The organism is Occallatibacter sp. (assembly GCF_049582745.1).
GTDB lineage: Bacteria > Acidobacteriota > Terriglobia > Terriglobales > Acidobacteriaceae > Telmatobacter.
In genome coordinates, this window is record NZ_JBAUUO010000025.1 from 24,593 (window position 1) to 40,708 (window position 16,116).

Sequence of the window (16,116 nt, forward strand, 5' to 3'; positions counted from 1 at the left end):
GCTTCCCTCTTCTTCGGCCACATCGCCGTATCGTGACTCCTCACGCAGATCATCCATATGCAAAAAGGGCCGCCGCACTTCGAGGAGATGCGGCGGCCGTCAGTCTTGCTTACAACACTTTGCTTAATCGCCGTTCTGTTCGCTCTGTGCCGGATGCACCACGCGGTAGCTTGCGCCGCCATGCGACCAAACCAGCAACAGGATGTCCTTGCCCGCCGGAACAGCGTGGACATCATTCGCAAACTCTTCCGCATTCGCCACTGGCTTGCGATCCACTTCCTCGATCACATCGCCAGGGGCAAGGCCCGCATCATCCGCGGGGCTCGCCGGCCGAACGCTCGCTATCGCTGCGCCATGCACACCTGCCGGAATATTGAACTGCTGACGTGCATCCTGGGTCAGATCGTCGACTGCCAGCCCCAGCTTTCCACGCTGCTTCGAACCGCCGCCGCTCTCGGCAACCTGGCTGCCGCCCTTGTATTCGCCGACCTTCAGGCTCAGTGTCTCTGGCTTTCCATCGCGGAGAATCCCCAGCTTGATGTCGGAGCCCGGCGCAGTCTGGCTCACCGCCACCTGCAGTTGGCTGCCATTCCTGATCTTGCTGCCGTTCAATTCGCGCAGCACGTCGCCGCTCTTCAATCCGGCGCGGCTTGCGGGCGAGTCAGGCGTCACCTGGCTGACGATTGCGCCCGTCGCATCCGGCAGGTTGAAGAAGCTCGAGTTATCCGGCGTCACATCGTTCATGCTGATGCCGAGATAACCATGGTGGACCGTTCCGTCCTTGATGATCGACTCGGCCGATGCCCGCACGATGTGCGAGGGAATCGCAAATCCCGCGCCTGCAAACGATCCGTTATTCGTGATGATGAACGTGTTGATCCCGACAAGCTCTCCATGCGCATCCACCAGCGGTCCACCCGAGTTGCCTGGATTGATTGCCGCATCTGTCTGGATGAAATCCCCCGGCTTCCGCGCATCGTCTGAGTACGGATTCGGCCGATCGAGCGCGCTCACAATGCCGCGCGTCACCGAAAACTGGAAGTAGCCAAACGGGCTCCCGAACGCGAGCACCGTCTGCCCCGGACGCAGTTTCGTCGAGTCGCCCCACGCAATCGTCGTCAGATCGTGCGCGTTGATCTTGATCACCGCCAGGTCGTTCAGCTTGTCCACACCAACCACCTTCGCCGGAAACACGCGCCGGTCATTCAGCGTTACGCGAACCTGCGTCGCTCCATTCACAACGTGGTTGTTGGTCACGATGTAGCCGTCCGGCGAAATGATGATGCCGCTGCCAATTCCATGCTCGATCTGCGGCTGCGCCTGCCCGCCGCCGCCAAATTGAAAGAACCGGCGGAACTCCGGCGGAATCGCATTCTGCGGAACTTGACCGCCGCCTGAATCCTGCCCGTCGTCCTCACTGTCCGCATCCTGCCCGGAAACATGCGCCGTGACCGACACGTTTACCACCGCCGGCGTTACCCTCGCCGCCACGGCTTCCACGGCGTTATCCAGGGCCACCAGCGACGACACACTGTTGTCATCCATCGGAGCGCCGCCACTCAAAGCCGCTCCATTGCTCGCTGCATGCGCAACACAATGCCCAATCAGAAACGAAAAGCCGAGAAGCACTGCTGCAGCCGCTCCGGCCGGTGCCCCAAACTTCCTCATCTTTGCCACTAATGAATTAGTTGTTACCGACATAGTTACCTCACCTTGATGTTTTGAAGTTGAGCTTACAGTTGAATCACGAACCAGCCGCCGCGCACCGCCCCGGTCGCCGGCTGAGTGGACTTTGCATTTGCTGGGATCACTCTGAGAATCAGCCGCGTCACCGTGTATTGGCTGCTTGTCTGATTCTGATGCGGCGTCTTGCTTGCCGCCTGTCCTGCTGGTGTGCCGTTGTTGTTCTGCTCTGTTTCTGCGGCGCCATCCTGCGCAACGGCGCTCGCCTCATAATCACGCGCCGTGCTCGAGGAAGTGCGGCTTACGGTTTGCACTTCTTCCCACGCCGCCAGCACCACCCATTGCTGTTCCGGACCCGGGTTCACGCGGTCGCCGGCCACATCGGCTTTCGCGTTCTCGCGTGCACTCTCGGTTGCATCCGTGTTCACTGTGGCCGAGCTCTTCCGCGCATCGTGATGTGCGAACTTCACCAGGCTCCTGCGGCCAATCTTCGGCATCACTGCCCTGGCCGGCACCGCGCGGAATCCCGGCGGCAACGTCATCTGCGCCTCGGCATTCTCTCGCGCCAGCATCGCCGTCATCTCGCGCTGTCTCGCCGGTGTCATGGCCAGGCTCTTCTGCTCCGGCACAAACGCCACCAGTTGCGGACACCGCGCCATCTCGACCGATCCGGCGACCAGCGCGCAGCCCACCGTGCCCAGCAGCGCACCCGCCGCAGCCGTGCTCAGCCTCCGCTTCCGCCACAGAATTCCATGCACCCGGTGCACCAGTTCTGACCGCCTCTGCCACGCACCAAGCGACAACGCCTCAGCCCGCCGCTCCAGTCCTCGCTCTGCAAGGCTCGCCAGGCATGCTGCATACGCGCGCGGCGCATTCGTAATACGCACCACGCCCTCGTCGCACGCCATCTCCCGCTCGCGGCACAGTTGATGCTCCATCCACACCAGCGCGGGATTCAGCGGAAACACAACAAGTGCCAGCTTCTGCGCGAGGTTCGTCCAGTCGTCTCGCCGGCGCAGGTGTTCCGCTTCATGCAGAACAATCTGTTCCAGTTCGCCTGTCGTCAACCGCGCCATCAGCCATGCGGGAATGAGAATCCGAGGTGCCAGGAACCCGATCACGCTCGGCCGGCCCAGCGTCTCTGTCGTGCAGATCTTTACCCGTCCGCCGCGCACATCCTTCAGCGCGTCAACCAGCGCCGCACTCACCTCAACGGGTCGCGCGGCCTTCCACAACCGCCGCAGCCGAACCGAGTGCAGCGCCACACGTGCCCCGCGCACCACCGAAGCTCCAGCCCACAGCGCCGCAATCGCCAGCACCCATCGCGCATCCAGCTGCAGCAGCGGAGCCGTTGCGCTCCCTGCCAATGCCGCGCCGGCAGATTCAGCGCCGCTCGTACCGAAATGCAACAGCGGCAACCACGGCAGTCCCAATGCGACCGCAAATCCCGCCGCCCACACCGCAAAGCGATGCGCGGCTGAGATCCGCGGCATCAGCCTCAGCGCAATCTCCAACCCGCAAACAATCACCGCGCCCTGCCAGATCGAAGTCACCAGCGTCGTCGCGGCAGGCTCGCACACCCAGGCAAGCCACGCCCAGACTGCTGAAACCGTCATTTCAAGATCGCCGATTAGTGTCGCCATGTGCATCATCTAGATCTCATTGACCTCGTCGGGTTTTGCGTTTCGAATCGCCGCCCTTAGTCGCTCAAGCTCTTCCCGCGAAATCTCGCCGTCTCCGAGTAATGTGAGCAACAACTGCTCCCGCGAGTTGCCAAAAAACCGGCTCAGCACGTGCTTCACCTCGCTGCGGCCCGCCTCCTGCTCCAGCATCAAGGGCCGGTAGACAAACGCGCGCCCTTCCTGCCGGTGTTCCACGTAGCCCTTCTGCTCCAGGATCCGGATCGTTGTCAGCACTGAGTTGTACGCCAGCGGCTCATCCTCGGGCATCGCCGCAACGAGATCGTTTACCGCCGACTCGCCGCGCCGCCACAGAATCTTCATCAGCCTCAACTCGGCTTCGGTTAACGTGTTTGATTTCTTCGGAGGCATCTTTAACTCATTGATTCCATTCGGCCGGCAACCAGCCTGATCCATCCTTGCATCTATTGGACGCAACAACTAAACGATTAGTTACCATATCTGGCGCACAAATTTCAACTGCTGCCTCGCATCCCAACCTATAGTGAGTGCTTGGGTCCGCCTGACTCGCCGGACCGATTCCCCAGGGAGGAACTCCATGCCACCTCTATCCGACGCTGAAATTAAATCCCGTCTGGTCGCCGTCCCCGACTGGCAGATCGAATCCGGCGAACTCGTCCGCACCTTTCTCTTCAAGGACTTCCGCGCCTCTCTCGCCTTCGTCAACAAGGTCGGCGATCTTGCCGAAAGCGCAGGCCACCACCCCGACATCGACATCCGCTACAGCAAGGTCCGTCTCGCCCTCGTCACCCACGACGCCGGCGGCATTACCCAAAAAGACTTTGACCTCGCCGCGGCTGCCGACAAGCTCTGCTGATCGATCTCCGTTGAACCTTCCTTCTGGAAGACCAGGCGGCCGCGCGTCTCAATGTCCGCATGGCCTCAACAGCGAACCCCGTTCCATCGCCACGCAGCTCCGTGTGATTGACCTCACATCGAGTCCCCCGTATAGTAGACCCAATGAGTCTCTGTTCCATGCCGGTCGCTTGTTGCGCATGTTGTTGTGCGCCGCGCCGGACTATGGGATAAGCCTCCACTAGACTCACCAGGAATCCCCCATACCCCGCGCCGCAGCCTCCCTGCCGCCGCGGGTTTTTTATTGCCCTCAAAACATCGATTCGGAGAAACATGACAGCCACTGCCGCCGTCGAGCCAAACATAATTCACGCCGAGAGCCGCGACGCGCAACTCTTAGCCGAGCGCAACCACGCCGAGCGCCTGAGCCACATCCAGCTCCTCGAGGCTGAGAGCATCCACATCTTCCGCGAAGTCGCCTCCGAGTTTCAGAACCCGGTGATGCTCTACTCCATCGGTAAAGACTCCTCCGTCATGCTGCGACTCGCGCAGAAAGCCTTCTATCCCGCGCCCATTCCGTTTCCGCTCCTGCACGTTGACACCGGTTACAAATTCCGCGAGATGCTCGAATTCCGCGACCGCTACACCGCCGAACTCGGCCTCAAACTCATCGTCTGGCGCAACGAAGAAGCCCTCGCCGACGGCGCCAATCCCATCAAACTCGGCACCCAGCGCTGCTGCGGATTCCTGAAAACCCGGGCTCTCCTCGATGGCCTCCGCGCTCACGGCTTCGACGCGGCCTTCGGTGGCGCACGCCGTGACGAAGAAAAATCCCGTGCCAAGGAGCGCATCTTCTCCTTCCGCGATGCCACCGGTCAGTGGGACCCCAAGAACCAGCGCCCCGAGCTATGGTCGCTCTTCAACGGCCGCATCGGTCCCGGCGAAAGCATCCGCGTCTTTCCGCTCTCCAACTGGACCGAACTCGACATCTGGCACTACATCCATCTCGAAAAGATCCCCATCGTCCCGCTCTACTTCGCCAAGCCGCGAAAAATGCTCGTCCGCGCCGACTCGATCATCCCCCTCGAACAGCCCTTTATTCAGGGCCTCCCCGGCGAAGAGCAGTGGGTCACCTGCCGCCTGCGCTCCTTGGGCTGCAGCCCCTGCACTGGCGCCATCCGCTCCGAAGCAGATACGGTTCCGAAAATCATCGAGGAATTAATGGCCGTCCGCAATTCCGAGCGCGCCAACCGCATCATCGACCACGATCAGGACGGCTCCATGGAACTGAAAAAACGCGAGGGCTACTTCTAATGGCCACCGTCGAACCAAGCACAATTGAGGTAAGCCAGATTCTGTCAGAAACGCAAGAAGCGTCAGGGCATGACTCCATCGGTCCCCAAAGAACTTTCTCGAGAGAACAAGAAGCGTCAGGGCACGACTTCAGTCGTGCCGATAAGAGCCCAAATATAGTCGGGGCTTTAGCCCCTGAGGAAATCCTCGGAGTCCATTCAGTTCTTCCAGAGGCCACAGAAGGTGCTCCCGCAGCCACTCCGGAAATCCCCATCGAACAGCGCCTCGAAGCCGAGTTGTCCAAAGACCTGCTCCGCTTCTCCACCGCCGGCAGCGTCGACGACGGCAAGTCCACGCTCATCGGTCGCCTGCTCTACGACTCCCACAACGTCTACGACGACCACATCCGCTCCGTCACCCGCAACGCCGCGATCGACTTCGCCCAGCTCACCGACGGCCTTCGCGCCGAACGCGAGCAGGGAATCACCATCGACGTCGCCTACCGCTACTTCTCCACACCGAAACGCAAATTCATCATTGCCGACACCCCCGGACACGAGCAGTACACGCGCAACATGGCCACCGGCGCATCCACCGCCGACGTCGCCATCGTCCTCGTCGACGCGCGCAAAGGCATCCTCGCCCAGACCCGCCGCCACGCCTGCATCGCCGGCCTGCTTGGCATTCCCATCGTCATCGCCGCCATCAACAAGATGGACCTGGTGGACTTCTCTGAAGAAGTTTTCAACCGCCACAGCGCCAGCCTGCAGGGCCTCGCCCGTCAGCTCGAAATTCCGCAGTTGATCCCCGTGCCCGTCAGCGCCCTCGACGGCGACAACGTCGTCCATCGCAGCCAGCGCATGCCGTTCTACACCGGCCCCAGCATTCTTGAACTCCTCGAAACCCTGCCTCTCGCCATCGAGCGCACACAGGCAACCTTCCGGTTGCCCATCCAGCGCGTCGTCCGCCCACATCAGGATTTCCGTGGCTTCGCCGGCCAGATCACCGCCGGCGCCATCCATCCCGGTGACGAAGTCCTCGCGCTTCCCAGCGGCCGGCGCACCCGCGTGCGCACCATCTCCTCCTTCGACGGCGATCTCCCGCGCGCCCGCGCGCCCCAGCCCATCGTCCTCACCCTCGAAGACGAAATCGATCTCAGCCGCGGCGACATGATCGCCTCCATCTCCGCGCCGCCCCGCAAAACCAGCCGCATGGAAGCCACCGTCGTCTGGATGCATTCCAAGCCTCTGCGCCCCGGCGCAACCTACCATCTCAAGCACACCAGCCAGACCGTTCGCGCCACTATCACCGAGCTCCGCTCCCGCATCGACGTCGAACACCTCGCCGAAAACTCAGCCTCCCAACTCGCTCTCAACGACATCGGCCACGTCGTTATCGAAACCAGCCGCCCCCTGCTCGCCGATCTCTACCGCGAAAGCCGTGTCACCGGCAGTCTCATCCTCATCGATCCCTCAGACAACACCACCGCCGGCGCCGGCATGATTCGCGCCATCCACGACGAATCCAATTCAGCTCGCGAACATGCAACCGCAGGGTTGCTCAATGTCGGAAACCGCGCAGACCTTGCCGCTCAGATCGAAAGGTCGCTTCTCACTGACGGCGCCATCGTCCTCCGCACATGGACGTCGGTCTCGCCTCAGCTCCTCACTTTTGCGCGTCTCGGCGCATTCGTGATCCTTGAGTCAAATCAAGCCACGCCCATTACATTCACGCGGGCCGACGGAGTCAATGCAACCCCCGCTGAGATTTCCTCTGACCTCATCTACGTTGCCCCTGACCAGATCCTCAACGAAATTCACCGCCTCGCTTCAATCCCCACAGGAGAAGACGACAATGACAACGGCCTCGGCATCTGACGCTCTCGCTCTCACCGCCTCGAGCTTCCTCCGCCAGCACCTCCAGCACGCGCAGCGCGCCTGCATCACCTCGAGCTTCCAGACGGAAGACGTCGCCGTGCTTCACATGGTGCTCCAGCTTCAACCCCGAATACCGGTCATCTTCCTCGAAACCGGCTACCACTTCCCTGAAACGCTCGCCTATCGCGATCGCATCGCCTCCGAGTGGAACCTGAATCTCGTCAACGTCCAGGCCGAGCAATCCGTCGCCGAGCAGGAATCGCAATTTGGCATTCTCAACCAGACCGCGCCCGATCGCTGCTGTGGTCTGCGCAAGGTCGAGCCGCTCTTCCGCGCCCTCGGCTCTTACACCACCTGGGTCACAGGCCTGCGTCGCCAGCAGTCCAAATCGCGCGCCAACCTCCAGACGCACGAGTTCTTCACCCTGCCCACCGGCAAAATTCTCGCCAAGCTGAGCCCTCTCGCCGAGTGGACCACCCGCGACGTCTGGCACTACGCCGAGCAGCATTCGATCCCGCTCCTCCCGCTCTACGAACAGGGCTACACCTCCATCGGTTGCGCTCCCTGCACCAGCCTGCCCTTCGACGAAAACGATCCGCGCTCCGGCCGCTGGTCCGGCCGCAAGCTCGAGTGCGGCATCCACCTGCAGGCTCACTAACACCGGAGACCGCCATGGAACTCATCCTGGGATTCGCAATCGCCGCGCTCATCGCCATCACCGGCGTCGGCGCCGGCACGCTCATCGCGCCCTTGCTGATCCTGTTTCTCCACGTGCCCGTCGCCGAAGCCGTCGGCACCGCCCTCGCCTACTCCGCCGCTGTGAAGCTTGTCGTCGTCCCCGTGCAGATCTGGCGTCGCCAGGTCGAGTGGCGCACCCTGGCCATCATCCTCGCCACCGGAATCCCCGGCGTAGCCATCGGCTCGCTCATCTTCCAGCGCGTCGCCCACAACGCAGCCAACAACCTCTGGCTCTTCCTCGCGCTCGGCATCATGATCGCCGTCTCTTCCGCGTGGCACATCTTCCGCCACTTCCGCCCCGCCGCCGAACCCGCGCAGCGTACCAACTCCCCTAGGTGGCTCGCCCTCGTCATGCTCCCCATCGGCGCTGAAGTCGGCTTCTCGTCTTCGGGCGCCGGCGCACTCGGCACCCTCGCACTCCTCGGCTTGACCCCGCTCGACGCCCGCCGCATCGTAGGCACCGATCTCGCCTTCGGCCTTTGCCTGGCGCTCATCGGCGGCACGCTCCATCTTCAAAGTGCCGGTCTCAACTCGGCACTCCTCGTCAATCTCATCGGCGGCGGAGTCCTCGGCGCTCTCGTCGGCACTGGACTCGCCTCCCGCATCCCGGTCCGCACCATGCGCCTCGCGCTCTCTCTTTGGCTCTTCGTCATGGGTCTCCAACTCTGTTGGCACGCACTGGCTTGAAGCGAAATCTCCGAAGCCGCGGCTTTCATCGCGCAAACTTTCCTATCAGCCCGTCCCGAAGCCCGCCAGTTCCGCGCACGCCGGACGATATACTGTGCTTGGCGCTCTTTTTGCCTGATTTCCTTTTGCAAGCGAGAATCCACCTTGGCGCGTGAACTGTATACAGCACGTCTGGCAAGCAAAACGTGCATCTCTGAATCGGCCCAGTGTTACCACTTCGATTTCGTTCTTGAAGACATCGAATCTTTCCCCTTCGTCTCCGGCCAGTTCATCTCCGCCGTCGCTACCGACCCAAACGGTAAGCAGCAAACCCGCGCCTACTCCATCGCCTCCGCCGCCAACGTCAACCATTTCGAGCTTTGCGTCAATCGTGTGCCCCAGGGATTCTTCTCCAACCACCTCGCTGATCTCACCGATCTCCCCCCAGGCGGGACTATCCAGGTCCACGGACCGCACGGCCACTTTATCCTCAAGCAGCCCGTTACCGACTCCATCTTCATCTCCACCGGCACCGGCATCGCACCCATGCGCGCCTTTGCGCAGTGGCTCTTCCCTGCATCCGGTCCCGACGCCGGCATCGACCGCAGCGAAGGCAAAGAGATCTGGATGGTCTACGGCACCCGCCACGAAAGCGAGCTCTACTACCGCGAAGAATTCGAAGCACTCGCTGCGCGCAAGCCCAACTTCCATTACCTGCACACGCTCAGCCGCGCCGACGAAAGCTGGAAAGGCCTTCGCGGCTACGTGCAGGACCACGTCGCCCGCATCGTCGAAGAGCGTGCCGCGCGCCTCGGACAGCAGCTCCCCGTGCCCGCGCCCGATCCGTCCATTCTCCCGTCCGACCTCAAGTTCGACATCTACGCCTACATTTGCGGCCTCAATAACATGGTCGCCAGCGTCCGCGAAAAACTCGCCGGCTTTGGCTGGCACCGCAAACAAATCATCTTCGAACGCTACGATTGAACCCAGGGCGTCTGCGCAGAAGTACCTGGGCGGAATGAAGAGACGATGTGTCATCCTGAGCGACCGCAGGGAGTCGAAGGACCTGTTTTTGTAGTTGGGAGCTTTCTCGCGAGATTCGCCCACCGACGCTGCGATACCAGCGCTACAGATTGAACAATTCCCGCAGCCGTTTCGTCTGCGCCCGGCTCACCGGAATCTCCGTCTGTTTCTTGTCATTCATCCGCAGCTGGTACGTCGATTTGAACCATGGCACCACTTCGCGAATCTGGTTGATGTTCACCACGAAGCTGCGATGCGCCCGCCAGAACACCGCCGGATCCAGTTGATCCAGTAGCTCCTCAATGGTCCGGCATTTCGATTGTCCTTCAAACTGCTGCGTCACCACGCGGATCACGCCTTCTTCAATCTCCGCGAAGCAGATATCCGCCTGGTCCACCAACAGTAGCCTGCTTCCCGCCTGCACAATCAGCTTTGCCGGCTGTGTCCCGCGTGCCCCGCCCTGCGGACTCTTCAGCAGACTCAGCAGCGCGTCCAGTTGCGATTCAATCGGCGACTCTCCGCTCCCATTTGCCGCAGCCGCGCCGTTTGTGATCCGCCCGCGCACCCGCTCCAGCGCCTTCTCCACGCGCTCCCGATCAAACGGCTTCAGCAGATAATCCACCGCGTTCACGTCAAATGCGCGCACGGCGTACTGGTCATACGCCGTCGCAAACACAAACTGCGGCAGACCCCATCCGTTGCTGTCCTTGTGCTTGCGATGCCGATCCATCACCCGCTGGATCACCGCAAACCCATCCAGCCCCGGCATCTGCACATCCAGAAACACCAGGTCCGGGTGATGCTCTTCGATCAATTCCACGGCTTCGATGCCGTTCGCTCCCTGCGCCACAACTTCAACGTCCTTGGCTGCTTCAAGCAGGTACGCCAGCTCGTCGCGAGCCAGTTGTTCGTCATCGATAATCAGCGCGGAAATTGTCATAACAAGAACGGAAGGCACAGCCACGGCGCAAACTACAGTGTACCCGCCTGTGCGGTGAAGCGAACCGCGGTAAGGAATGAATCTCTAATCTATCTTCAATTAAAAATCAGCGTGTAAGAACGACCACCTTTAGTCTTACTGTCCCTTTGTCCCTACGTCCCTATGTCCCTATGTCCCCACGTCCCTTTGTCCCTTTGTCCCTTGTCGTGTCCCTCAATCCCTAATCCCTAATCCCTGTAAATGCAGCCGCGCCGGCATCTTGTCGCTTTCCAGCTCATGCCCACACCGCGTGCAGTACTGATCCGTTCCCCGCACCGTTCTGAAGCAACTCCCGCAGCTTGCCGTTAGCTGATAATTGCACTGCGGACAGAAGTGAAAATCGCTCTGCACATGTGTCCCGCACGCCGGGCACTTCGAAACCAGCGGCGCCCGCAGCAGGAAGTACAGCACCGCCCCAATCCCGCCCGGCATCACAAAGCAGATCAGCATCCAGAATCGCGCACTCATCGCCCGCCGCGGCGCGTCCTTGCTCACGTATCCCACCATCAGGAAATAGAGCGATGCCAGCAACCCCCAAGACAGGTTCAGGTAGATGCGGAACCCGAGCGGCGTCACATGGTGCTGTGTCTTCGGAAACACCAGCCAGAAGTAGTACTCCACCAATACAAACACCGCCGCCGCGATCGCAATCGACCACAACGGCACCAGCCGCGTATCTTCGTTCGGGTTGATCAGTTCAGGTTTACGCATAAGAGTTTCACCCCCGCCCCGAGGGATCGAGCAGCAATCTGGCCGCACCGAATACTATTCAATGGACGAACACAATCGCAGTGAAGTTGCGACTGAGTATAGAGGAAATGCATCTCGCCTGCGATAGTTTCCTGGCTTTTGCACATTACGAAGTTACGCGAGGGAGGGTTTGTATCAGGGCATGACTCTCCGGGTTCCCCACGGACAGGTCTTCGTCCGTGGAGCGGCTTGAGTCATGCCGTAACCGCCATAGATTTGGCTTTGAAAGGGCACGACTTCACAGCTTGCTGAAAAACTCGACGAACCCACTGCTTTGTAACAAGGGCACGGCTCGGGGAACCCATTTATGGGTCGCGGGCCCAATCGCAACAAAACAATTGAGGGCTTTAGCACCTGAGAGATGTTTAAAGCAGCACCCTACGACTTCCGCCGCAACCACCCCGCCAGCAGCGCCGAACCCAACAGCGCAGTCACCGAGAAGAATCCCCACACCGCCAGCTCGCTCATCAAGCTGGTTAGGTGCTCTTCCTCAATCAGCGTCTCCGCCACCCACCACACCGGCGGCCCCACTACAAAGAACACCACCAGCGTCGCCGCCAGCACCATCGCGCGCACCCGCTTCCGGCCCGCACGCTGTTCCTGCATTACCCCTGCTGAAGCGACCACCACGCGCCGTGTCCGGTCTGCCGTCGCTCGTTCGCGATCCGCGCCAAAGCCCGCCATGGCTTTCACCAGTTCGCCACGTGCCGAGGGTTCCGTCACCGGCCCCGGTGCGGTCACACAGCCTCCCGGCGGTGCGCCTGCGTGCGCTCGCGTTCCAGATGCGGCTTGATCGAGGCCATGCCGCGATACAACCGCGACTTCACCGTCGACAGCGGAGCCCGCGTCACCTTCGCAATTTCTTCCAACGAAAGGTCCTCGTGGAACCGCAGCACCAGAACTTCGCGATACAGCGTATCCAGTTGCAGCAGCGCGGTCGAAATCTGTTCCCGGTCTTCCACGTTCGCCACGCGGTCAAACGGTCCCGGCTCGCGATCGGCAACCTCAAAGGTCATCGGCTTGTCGTCATCGCCGCCTGCCTCAAACATCTCGTCCAGGCTGCTCATCGTCCGCTTCCGCCGCTGGTCGATCACCAGGTTGCGCGCAATCGTAAACAGCCAGGTCTCAAACCGGGCCTTCCCGTTGAACTGCCCACCACGGGTCAGCACCCGCATCCAGACCTCTTGGAACATGTCCTCGGCCATCTCGCGGTTTCCGGTTAAAAACAGCAGATACCGCAGCAGCCGGTGCTGATAGCGCACAATCAGTTGATCCAGCAGTCCAACATCTTGCCGCTTAAGTCCTTCAGATACAGCATGATTCTCCTGTCGAACCTGCTCTTCGGCTGCGGCTGCAGCGCCCGGTACAAACAACGATCGTATGGCCGAAACGGTACTCATCTTGCTCAATTAGACGACAAACCACACCGCAAAGCCGCAAAAAAGAAAGCTTGCACCGAAAATACAGCGATTTACCCGCTCATCCGCAGCATTGCCGTCACGAACAGGAGCGCTTTCGAGGCCTTCAGACGCCGAATCGAGGCCGATTCTTGTGTCCCGCCACGGATCACCATACCGTAGGCGTTTTTAAGCGCAACATCGCGCAGTGGCTCGTTTCATTGGGAGATTTGATGGTCAGTCCCTATTCTTCGATGTCGGCAACGTAGAGCAAACCCAGGTCGCGCAAGCTTTGACCCGTGCTGTGCCCGAGAACCTCGGCAACATTTTCCGCCATCCCCCTGCTCGAAGCAAAGAACCGGAACGTCACCACCTCTTTGCCGAACATGCAGGTCATGTCGATGCGCGTGCCCACAATCCTGTCCACTTTCCTGAAAGTCACCGTTTCCGGAGACTTCGCAAAGGCGGCTTTGCGAGTATCAAATGGCCCAGCGCCCCCCTGAGGCGGCCAACCAGCCAGATTCAATAACTGTTGCATTCCGTACTCCCTGCAGTCTTGATGGTACCCTACAGAGCCTCGATTCGGACCCTTCTCCGGTCTTCAAGCCAATCCATAGTTTCCTTGAAAGCATCGGATCTCGCGCAATTCTCGCTGACCCGCGCTCCTGGCACGCCGTCCGCGTAAACTCTCTCCCATGTTGTTCACTAAGCGCCTCCGCGAAGGCGTTCGTCGCGGAGACATCACTTCGAGTATCCGCATCTGGAAAAGCCCCCGCGTCAAAGTCGGCGGACGCTATCGCATGGAAGAAGGCGAAATCCAAGTCGACTCCATCGAGCCCATCGGCTTCCCCGACATCACTCCCGCGCTGGCCCGCGCATCCGGATTCCTCGGCGTCCTCGACCTGCTCAAAGTCGCTAAACACGGCAGCGGCGACAAAATCTATCTCGTCCGCTTCCACTACATCCCGCCCGCCAAACCCAAACCCCGCCGCTAACCCCGCCAACCTCGCTGTTACCCTGATCTCAGCCCAACTGCGGTCCTGCCGTCCTGACCACCAATCCCCAACCCGAGCTTCTCCGAAGCAAAGCGCCCACTCGACCGTCCGATCTCACCGCAATCCTGCTCGCCGTCAGCGGATTCACATGCTGGGTCTTCGCCGACAGCATCATCAAGTTCGTCGGCCGATCGCGCCTCCCGGCTTACGAAGTCATCGGATTTCTCGGCCTATTCATCACGCTGTTCCTCGCTGCCTACACACTCGCACGCCGCGAAATCTCATCCCTCTGGCCCACCCATCCGCGCCGTCAACTTGTCCGCTCCTCTCTCGATCTCGCCAACAACCTCTGCGTCGTCGTTGCACTGCGCCATGTGCCGTTGACGCTCTTCTACATCCTCGTCTTCATGGCGCCCGGCGTCATCACCGTTCTCGCGGCGATCTTCCTCCACGAGAATCCAGGCCTGCGCAAGTCGCTCGCCATCGCCATCGGATTCGCAGGCGTCGTCATCGCCGTCAATCCCTTCGGCTCTTCCCGCCAGGGCGACTGGATCGGTTACGCCGCATGTCTCGTCTGCGTTTCCTGCTTCTCGGTGAACATGGTCTGGTCCCGCATCCTTACCCAGACCGAAACTCCCGAAAGCCTGACCGTCTTCTCCGGAATCGTCATGGCCGTGGCCGGCTCCGGCTGCATGCTCTGGCATGCCGAGCCAATCACTGCGCGATTGCTCCTGGCGCTCTTTGCAACGGGTGCCTTCTGCGCGACAGGAAGCATCTGCTTCTTCATCGCCCGGCGTCACACCGCGGCGTCCAACGTCTCCCAGTACCACTACACCCAGCTGGTCACCGGCGCCATCGTTTCCTTTCTCGCGTTTCATGAGTTTCCTACCCTTTGGATGGTCCTCGGCGGATCGCTCATCGTCGGCTCCGGCCTCTACATCGCATTCCTCGCCTCCAGAGCCGCCTGACCAAACACACGCCCGCATCAGGCAAAACAACCAATCTGCCCCGCAAACGGAAACAGCCCAAAAACGAGTTCACTTCCCAATTGACCACCACTCGCCCGGAACCATGACTCCTCCCTTCCAGGACTGTCATTCCGACCGGAGCGTAGCGCAGTGGAGGAACCTGCAGTTGCTCTTCGTTTGGTTCCAGATCGCACATTTCCGAATAGCCCACAACCGCAAGCATGCGTGCGGAGGGCCAACGTATACTTCCGGCAGGATATGGGCGGCAGAGATATCTTTCCGTTGATAGAGTCGATCGTGAAGAAGATTCGCACGGAAAGACGTGCTCACGAAGCCGAGGATTGGCCACTCGCCAATGCTGCTGTTTCGAGATTCACAACCGATCCGGTTTTGGTGGGTCGTGTCCGTCCTGTTCTTGTCTTCTCGTATTCGGTCAATGGCGAGACGTTTTATGGCTCGTGCGTCGGCTACCCGGTTGACGAGACATCCGGCGAGACTGTCCAGTCAGCCATCATGCCAATCAACGCACTCCATGTTCGTTATGATCCTGGTGATCCGGGAATGAGCCGTGTGCTGAATCGAGACAACTCCGGCTTTCCTTCAAGATCGACCACGATCCCTACTGAGCGGTTCGGTGCGGATCACCGCCGACTCGTCCCAAACCGGGGGCCGTAGCCGGGAGCAAGCATCGGGAGGCGAAGGAAAGGCATAGTGACGAGTTGTCCACCACACACCCAGAACCGAAGCGAAACTGATTATCCAGACATATACTCTTCACAATGATCCGGATTTGCCACTTGGAGTGGCAGAGAGGGCGCGATGCTTTTCGCGATTTATCTGACTGGGGCAGTCGCAATTCTAATGATGATTGCGTTTAGGTTTGGCGCCCCGAGATCGTGGAGCATCTGGGGTCAAGTGCTCTTGTTATGTAGCTTCAGCCTCATTGCCTCTGCTCTCTTGCGCGCACATTCATATTGGTTGGGATCTGGCTTCGCGGTCGCAGTCTTGTACTCAGTTGTAGCAACCGTTAGAGGCAGGTTTCGTGACACCGGTAAGGTGAAGTGAATGCTCGGCCTTCGAAAGGATCATCTTCACCGGGAAGTAACCCCAAAACGGCAAAACAGGGGTTATTACTGGCATGGTCCGCCGCCTAAGCCCTCCCGGAGGGTGTAGAGGTAAGCAAAGGAGGTGTTCCATGGAGATTCGTACGATCGGTATTGATTTAGGGAAGACAGTGTTTCACTTTGTAGCC

General features: G+C 60.4%; 17 protein-coding genes. 9 read left to right on the top strand and 8 right to left on the bottom strand.

The genetic code is table 11. The features are described from left to right. Window positions 1-123: 123 nt before the first annotated feature. From WCA10_RS03225 to WCA10_RS03235, 3 genes are read right to left on the bottom strand one after another with little or no spacing between them, the layout of a single operon-like run. On the bottom strand, window positions 124-1,701 hold the full coding sequence (locus WCA10_RS03225; RefSeq protein ID WP_472821049.1) for a trypsin-like peptidase domain-containing protein: 1,578 nt from the start codon (window positions 1,699-1,701) through the stop codon (window positions 124-126). A 32-nt stretch (window positions 1,702-1,733) separates the two neighbouring features. Next, window positions 1,734-3,326 (bottom strand): M56 family metallopeptidase, encoded by a 1,593-nt coding sequence (locus WCA10_RS03230; RefSeq protein WP_472821050.1) that lies wholly within the window; start codon window positions 3,324-3,326, stop codon window positions 1,734-1,736. Between the two features lie 9 nt (window positions 3,327-3,335). Continuing rightward, a complete protein-coding gene (locus WCA10_RS03235) occupies window positions 3,336-3,734 on the bottom strand; it encodes a BlaI/MecI/CopY family transcriptional regulator (RefSeq protein ID WP_472821051.1) in 399 nt (132 codons plus the stop codon). Between the two features lie 187 nt (window positions 3,735-3,921). On the opposite strand from WCA10_RS03235, the gene WCA10_RS03240 reads away from it, so the two are divergent. From WCA10_RS03240 to WCA10_RS03265, 6 genes are all read left to right on the top strand, one after another. Then, a complete protein-coding gene (locus tag WCA10_RS03240; RefSeq protein ID WP_472821052.1) occupies window positions 3,922-4,200 on the top strand; it encodes a 4a-hydroxytetrahydrobiopterin dehydratase in 279 nt (92 codons plus the stop codon). 311 nt (window positions 4,201-4,511) lie between these two features. Beyond that, window positions 4,512-5,492: a sulfate adenylyltransferase subunit CysD gene (gene cysD, locus WCA10_RS03245; RefSeq protein ID WP_472821053.1), complete on the top strand. Its 981-nt coding sequence runs from the start codon at window positions 4,512-4,514 to the stop codon at window positions 5,490-5,492. A 275-nt stretch (window positions 5,493-5,767) separates the two neighbouring features. Further along, window positions 5,768-7,348 carry a sulfate adenylyltransferase subunit 1 gene (locus tag WCA10_RS03250; RefSeq protein ID WP_472821054.1) on the top strand — a complete coding sequence of 527 codons (1,581 nt, stop codon included), beginning with the start codon at window positions 5,768-5,770 and terminating at the stop codon, window positions 7,346-7,348. Next, complete coding sequence (locus tag WCA10_RS03255) at window positions 7,326-8,006, top strand: phosphoadenylyl-sulfate reductase (RefSeq protein ID WP_472821055.1); 681 nt, start codon at window positions 7,326-7,328, stop codon at window positions 8,004-8,006. The genes WCA10_RS03250 and WCA10_RS03255 overlap by 23 nt, the downstream gene beginning before the upstream one ends. A 14-nt stretch (window positions 8,007-8,020) precedes the next feature. Further along, window positions 8,021-8,773 carry a sulfite exporter TauE/SafE family protein gene (locus tag WCA10_RS03260; RefSeq protein ID WP_472821056.1) on the top strand — a complete coding sequence of 251 codons (753 nt, stop codon included), beginning with the start codon at window positions 8,021-8,023 and terminating at the stop codon, window positions 8,771-8,773. A gap of 144 nt (window positions 8,774-8,917) precedes the next feature. Beyond that, window positions 8,918-9,736 carry a ferredoxin--NADP reductase gene (locus WCA10_RS03265; RefSeq protein WP_472821057.1) on the top strand — a complete coding sequence of 273 codons (819 nt, stop codon included), beginning with the start codon at window positions 8,918-8,920 and terminating at the stop codon, window positions 9,734-9,736. 142 nt (window positions 9,737-9,878) lie between these two features. Here the strand turns inward: WCA10_RS03265 and WCA10_RS03270 are convergent, their stop codons facing one another. From WCA10_RS03270 to WCA10_RS03290, 5 genes are all read right to left on the bottom strand, one after another. Then, entirely contained in the window at window positions 9,879-10,715 is an 837-nt protein-coding gene (locus WCA10_RS03270) for a LytR/AlgR family response regulator transcription factor (protein WP_472821058.1), read from the bottom strand. Between the two features lie 213 nt (window positions 10,716-10,928). Next, complete coding sequence (locus WCA10_RS03275) at window positions 10,929-11,465, bottom strand: zinc ribbon domain-containing protein (protein WP_472821059.1); 537 nt, start codon at window positions 11,463-11,465, stop codon at window positions 10,929-10,931. 417 nt (window positions 11,466-11,882) lie between these two features. After that, window positions 11,883-12,245 (bottom strand): hypothetical protein, encoded by a 363-nt coding sequence (locus WCA10_RS03280; protein ID WP_472821060.1) that lies wholly within the window; start codon window positions 12,243-12,245, stop codon window positions 11,883-11,885. Further along, on the bottom strand, window positions 12,242-12,904 hold the full coding sequence (locus WCA10_RS03285) for an RNA polymerase sigma factor (protein ID WP_472821061.1): 663 nt from the start codon (window positions 12,902-12,904) through the stop codon (window positions 12,242-12,244). The genes WCA10_RS03280 and WCA10_RS03285 overlap by 4 nt, the downstream gene beginning before the upstream one ends. A gap of 241 nt (window positions 12,905-13,145) precedes the next feature. Continuing rightward, window positions 13,146-13,439, bottom strand: a complete 294-nt coding sequence (locus tag WCA10_RS03290; RefSeq protein WP_472821062.1) for a hypothetical protein — start codon at window positions 13,437-13,439, stop codon at window positions 13,146-13,148. A gap of 157 nt (window positions 13,440-13,596) precedes the next feature. Between WCA10_RS03290 and WCA10_RS03295 the strand changes: the two genes are divergently transcribed. From WCA10_RS03295 to WCA10_RS03305, 3 genes are all read left to right on the top strand, one after another. Then, a complete protein-coding gene (locus tag WCA10_RS03295) occupies window positions 13,597-13,896 on the top strand; it encodes an ASCH domain-containing protein (RefSeq protein WP_472821063.1) in 300 nt (99 codons plus the stop codon). Between the two features lie 125 nt (window positions 13,897-14,021). After that, window positions 14,022-14,864 (top strand): DMT family transporter, encoded by an 843-nt coding sequence (locus tag WCA10_RS03300; RefSeq protein WP_472821065.1) that lies wholly within the window; start codon window positions 14,022-14,024, stop codon window positions 14,862-14,864. Window positions 14,865-15,161: 297 nt separating this feature from the next. Further along, window positions 15,162-15,539, top strand: coding sequence for a hypothetical protein (locus WCA10_RS03305; RefSeq protein WP_472821064.1), 378 nt, complete (start codon window positions 15,162-15,164; stop codon window positions 15,537-15,539). Window positions 15,540-16,116: the final 577 nt, after the last annotated feature.

What these genes read in the sequence shown, in the direction of transcription:
- WCA10_RS03275 (WP_472821059.1), bottom strand. Translation starts at nt 11,465, where the DNA reads ATGCGTAAACCTGAACTGATCAACCCGAACGAAGATACGCGGCTGGTG.
- WCA10_RS03260 (WP_472821056.1), top strand. Translation starts at nt 8,021, where the DNA reads ATGGAACTCATCCTGGGATTCGCAATCGCCGCGCTCATCGCCATCACC.
- WCA10_RS03240 (WP_472821052.1), top strand. Translation starts at nt 3,922, where the DNA reads ATGCCACCTCTATCCGACGCTGAAATTAAATCCCGTCTGGTCGCCGTC.
- cysD (WP_472821053.1), top strand. Translation starts at nt 4,512, where the DNA reads ATGACAGCCACTGCCGCCGTCGAGCCAAACATAATTCACGCCGAGAGC.
- WCA10_RS03235 (WP_472821051.1), bottom strand. Translation starts at nt 3,734, where the DNA reads ATGCCTCCGAAGAAATCAAACACGTTAACCGAAGCCGAGTTGAGGCTG.
- WCA10_RS03270 (WP_472821058.1), bottom strand. Translation starts at nt 10,715, where the DNA reads ATGACAATTTCCGCGCTGATTATCGATGACGAACAACTGGCTCGCGAC.
- WCA10_RS03255 (WP_472821055.1), top strand. Translation starts at nt 7,326, where the DNA reads ATGACAACGGCCTCGGCATCTGACGCTCTCGCTCTCACCGCCTCGAGC.
- WCA10_RS03225 (WP_472821049.1), bottom strand. Translation starts at nt 1,701, where the DNA reads ATGTCGGTAACAACTAATTCATTAGTGGCAAAGATGAGGAAGTTTGGG.
- WCA10_RS03230 (WP_472821050.1), bottom strand. Translation starts at nt 3,326, where the DNA reads ATGGCGACACTAATCGGCGATCTTGAAATGACGGTTTCAGCAGTCTGG.
- WCA10_RS03290 (WP_472821062.1), bottom strand. Translation starts at nt 13,439, where the DNA reads ATGCAACAGTTATTGAATCTGGCTGGTTGGCCGCCTCAGGGGGGCGCT.
- WCA10_RS03285 (WP_472821061.1), bottom strand. Translation starts at nt 12,904, where the DNA reads ATGAGTACCGTTTCGGCCATACGATCGTTGTTTGTACCGGGCGCTGCA.
- WCA10_RS03295 (WP_472821063.1), top strand. Translation starts at nt 13,597, where the DNA reads ATGTTGTTCACTAAGCGCCTCCGCGAAGGCGTTCGTCGCGGAGACATC.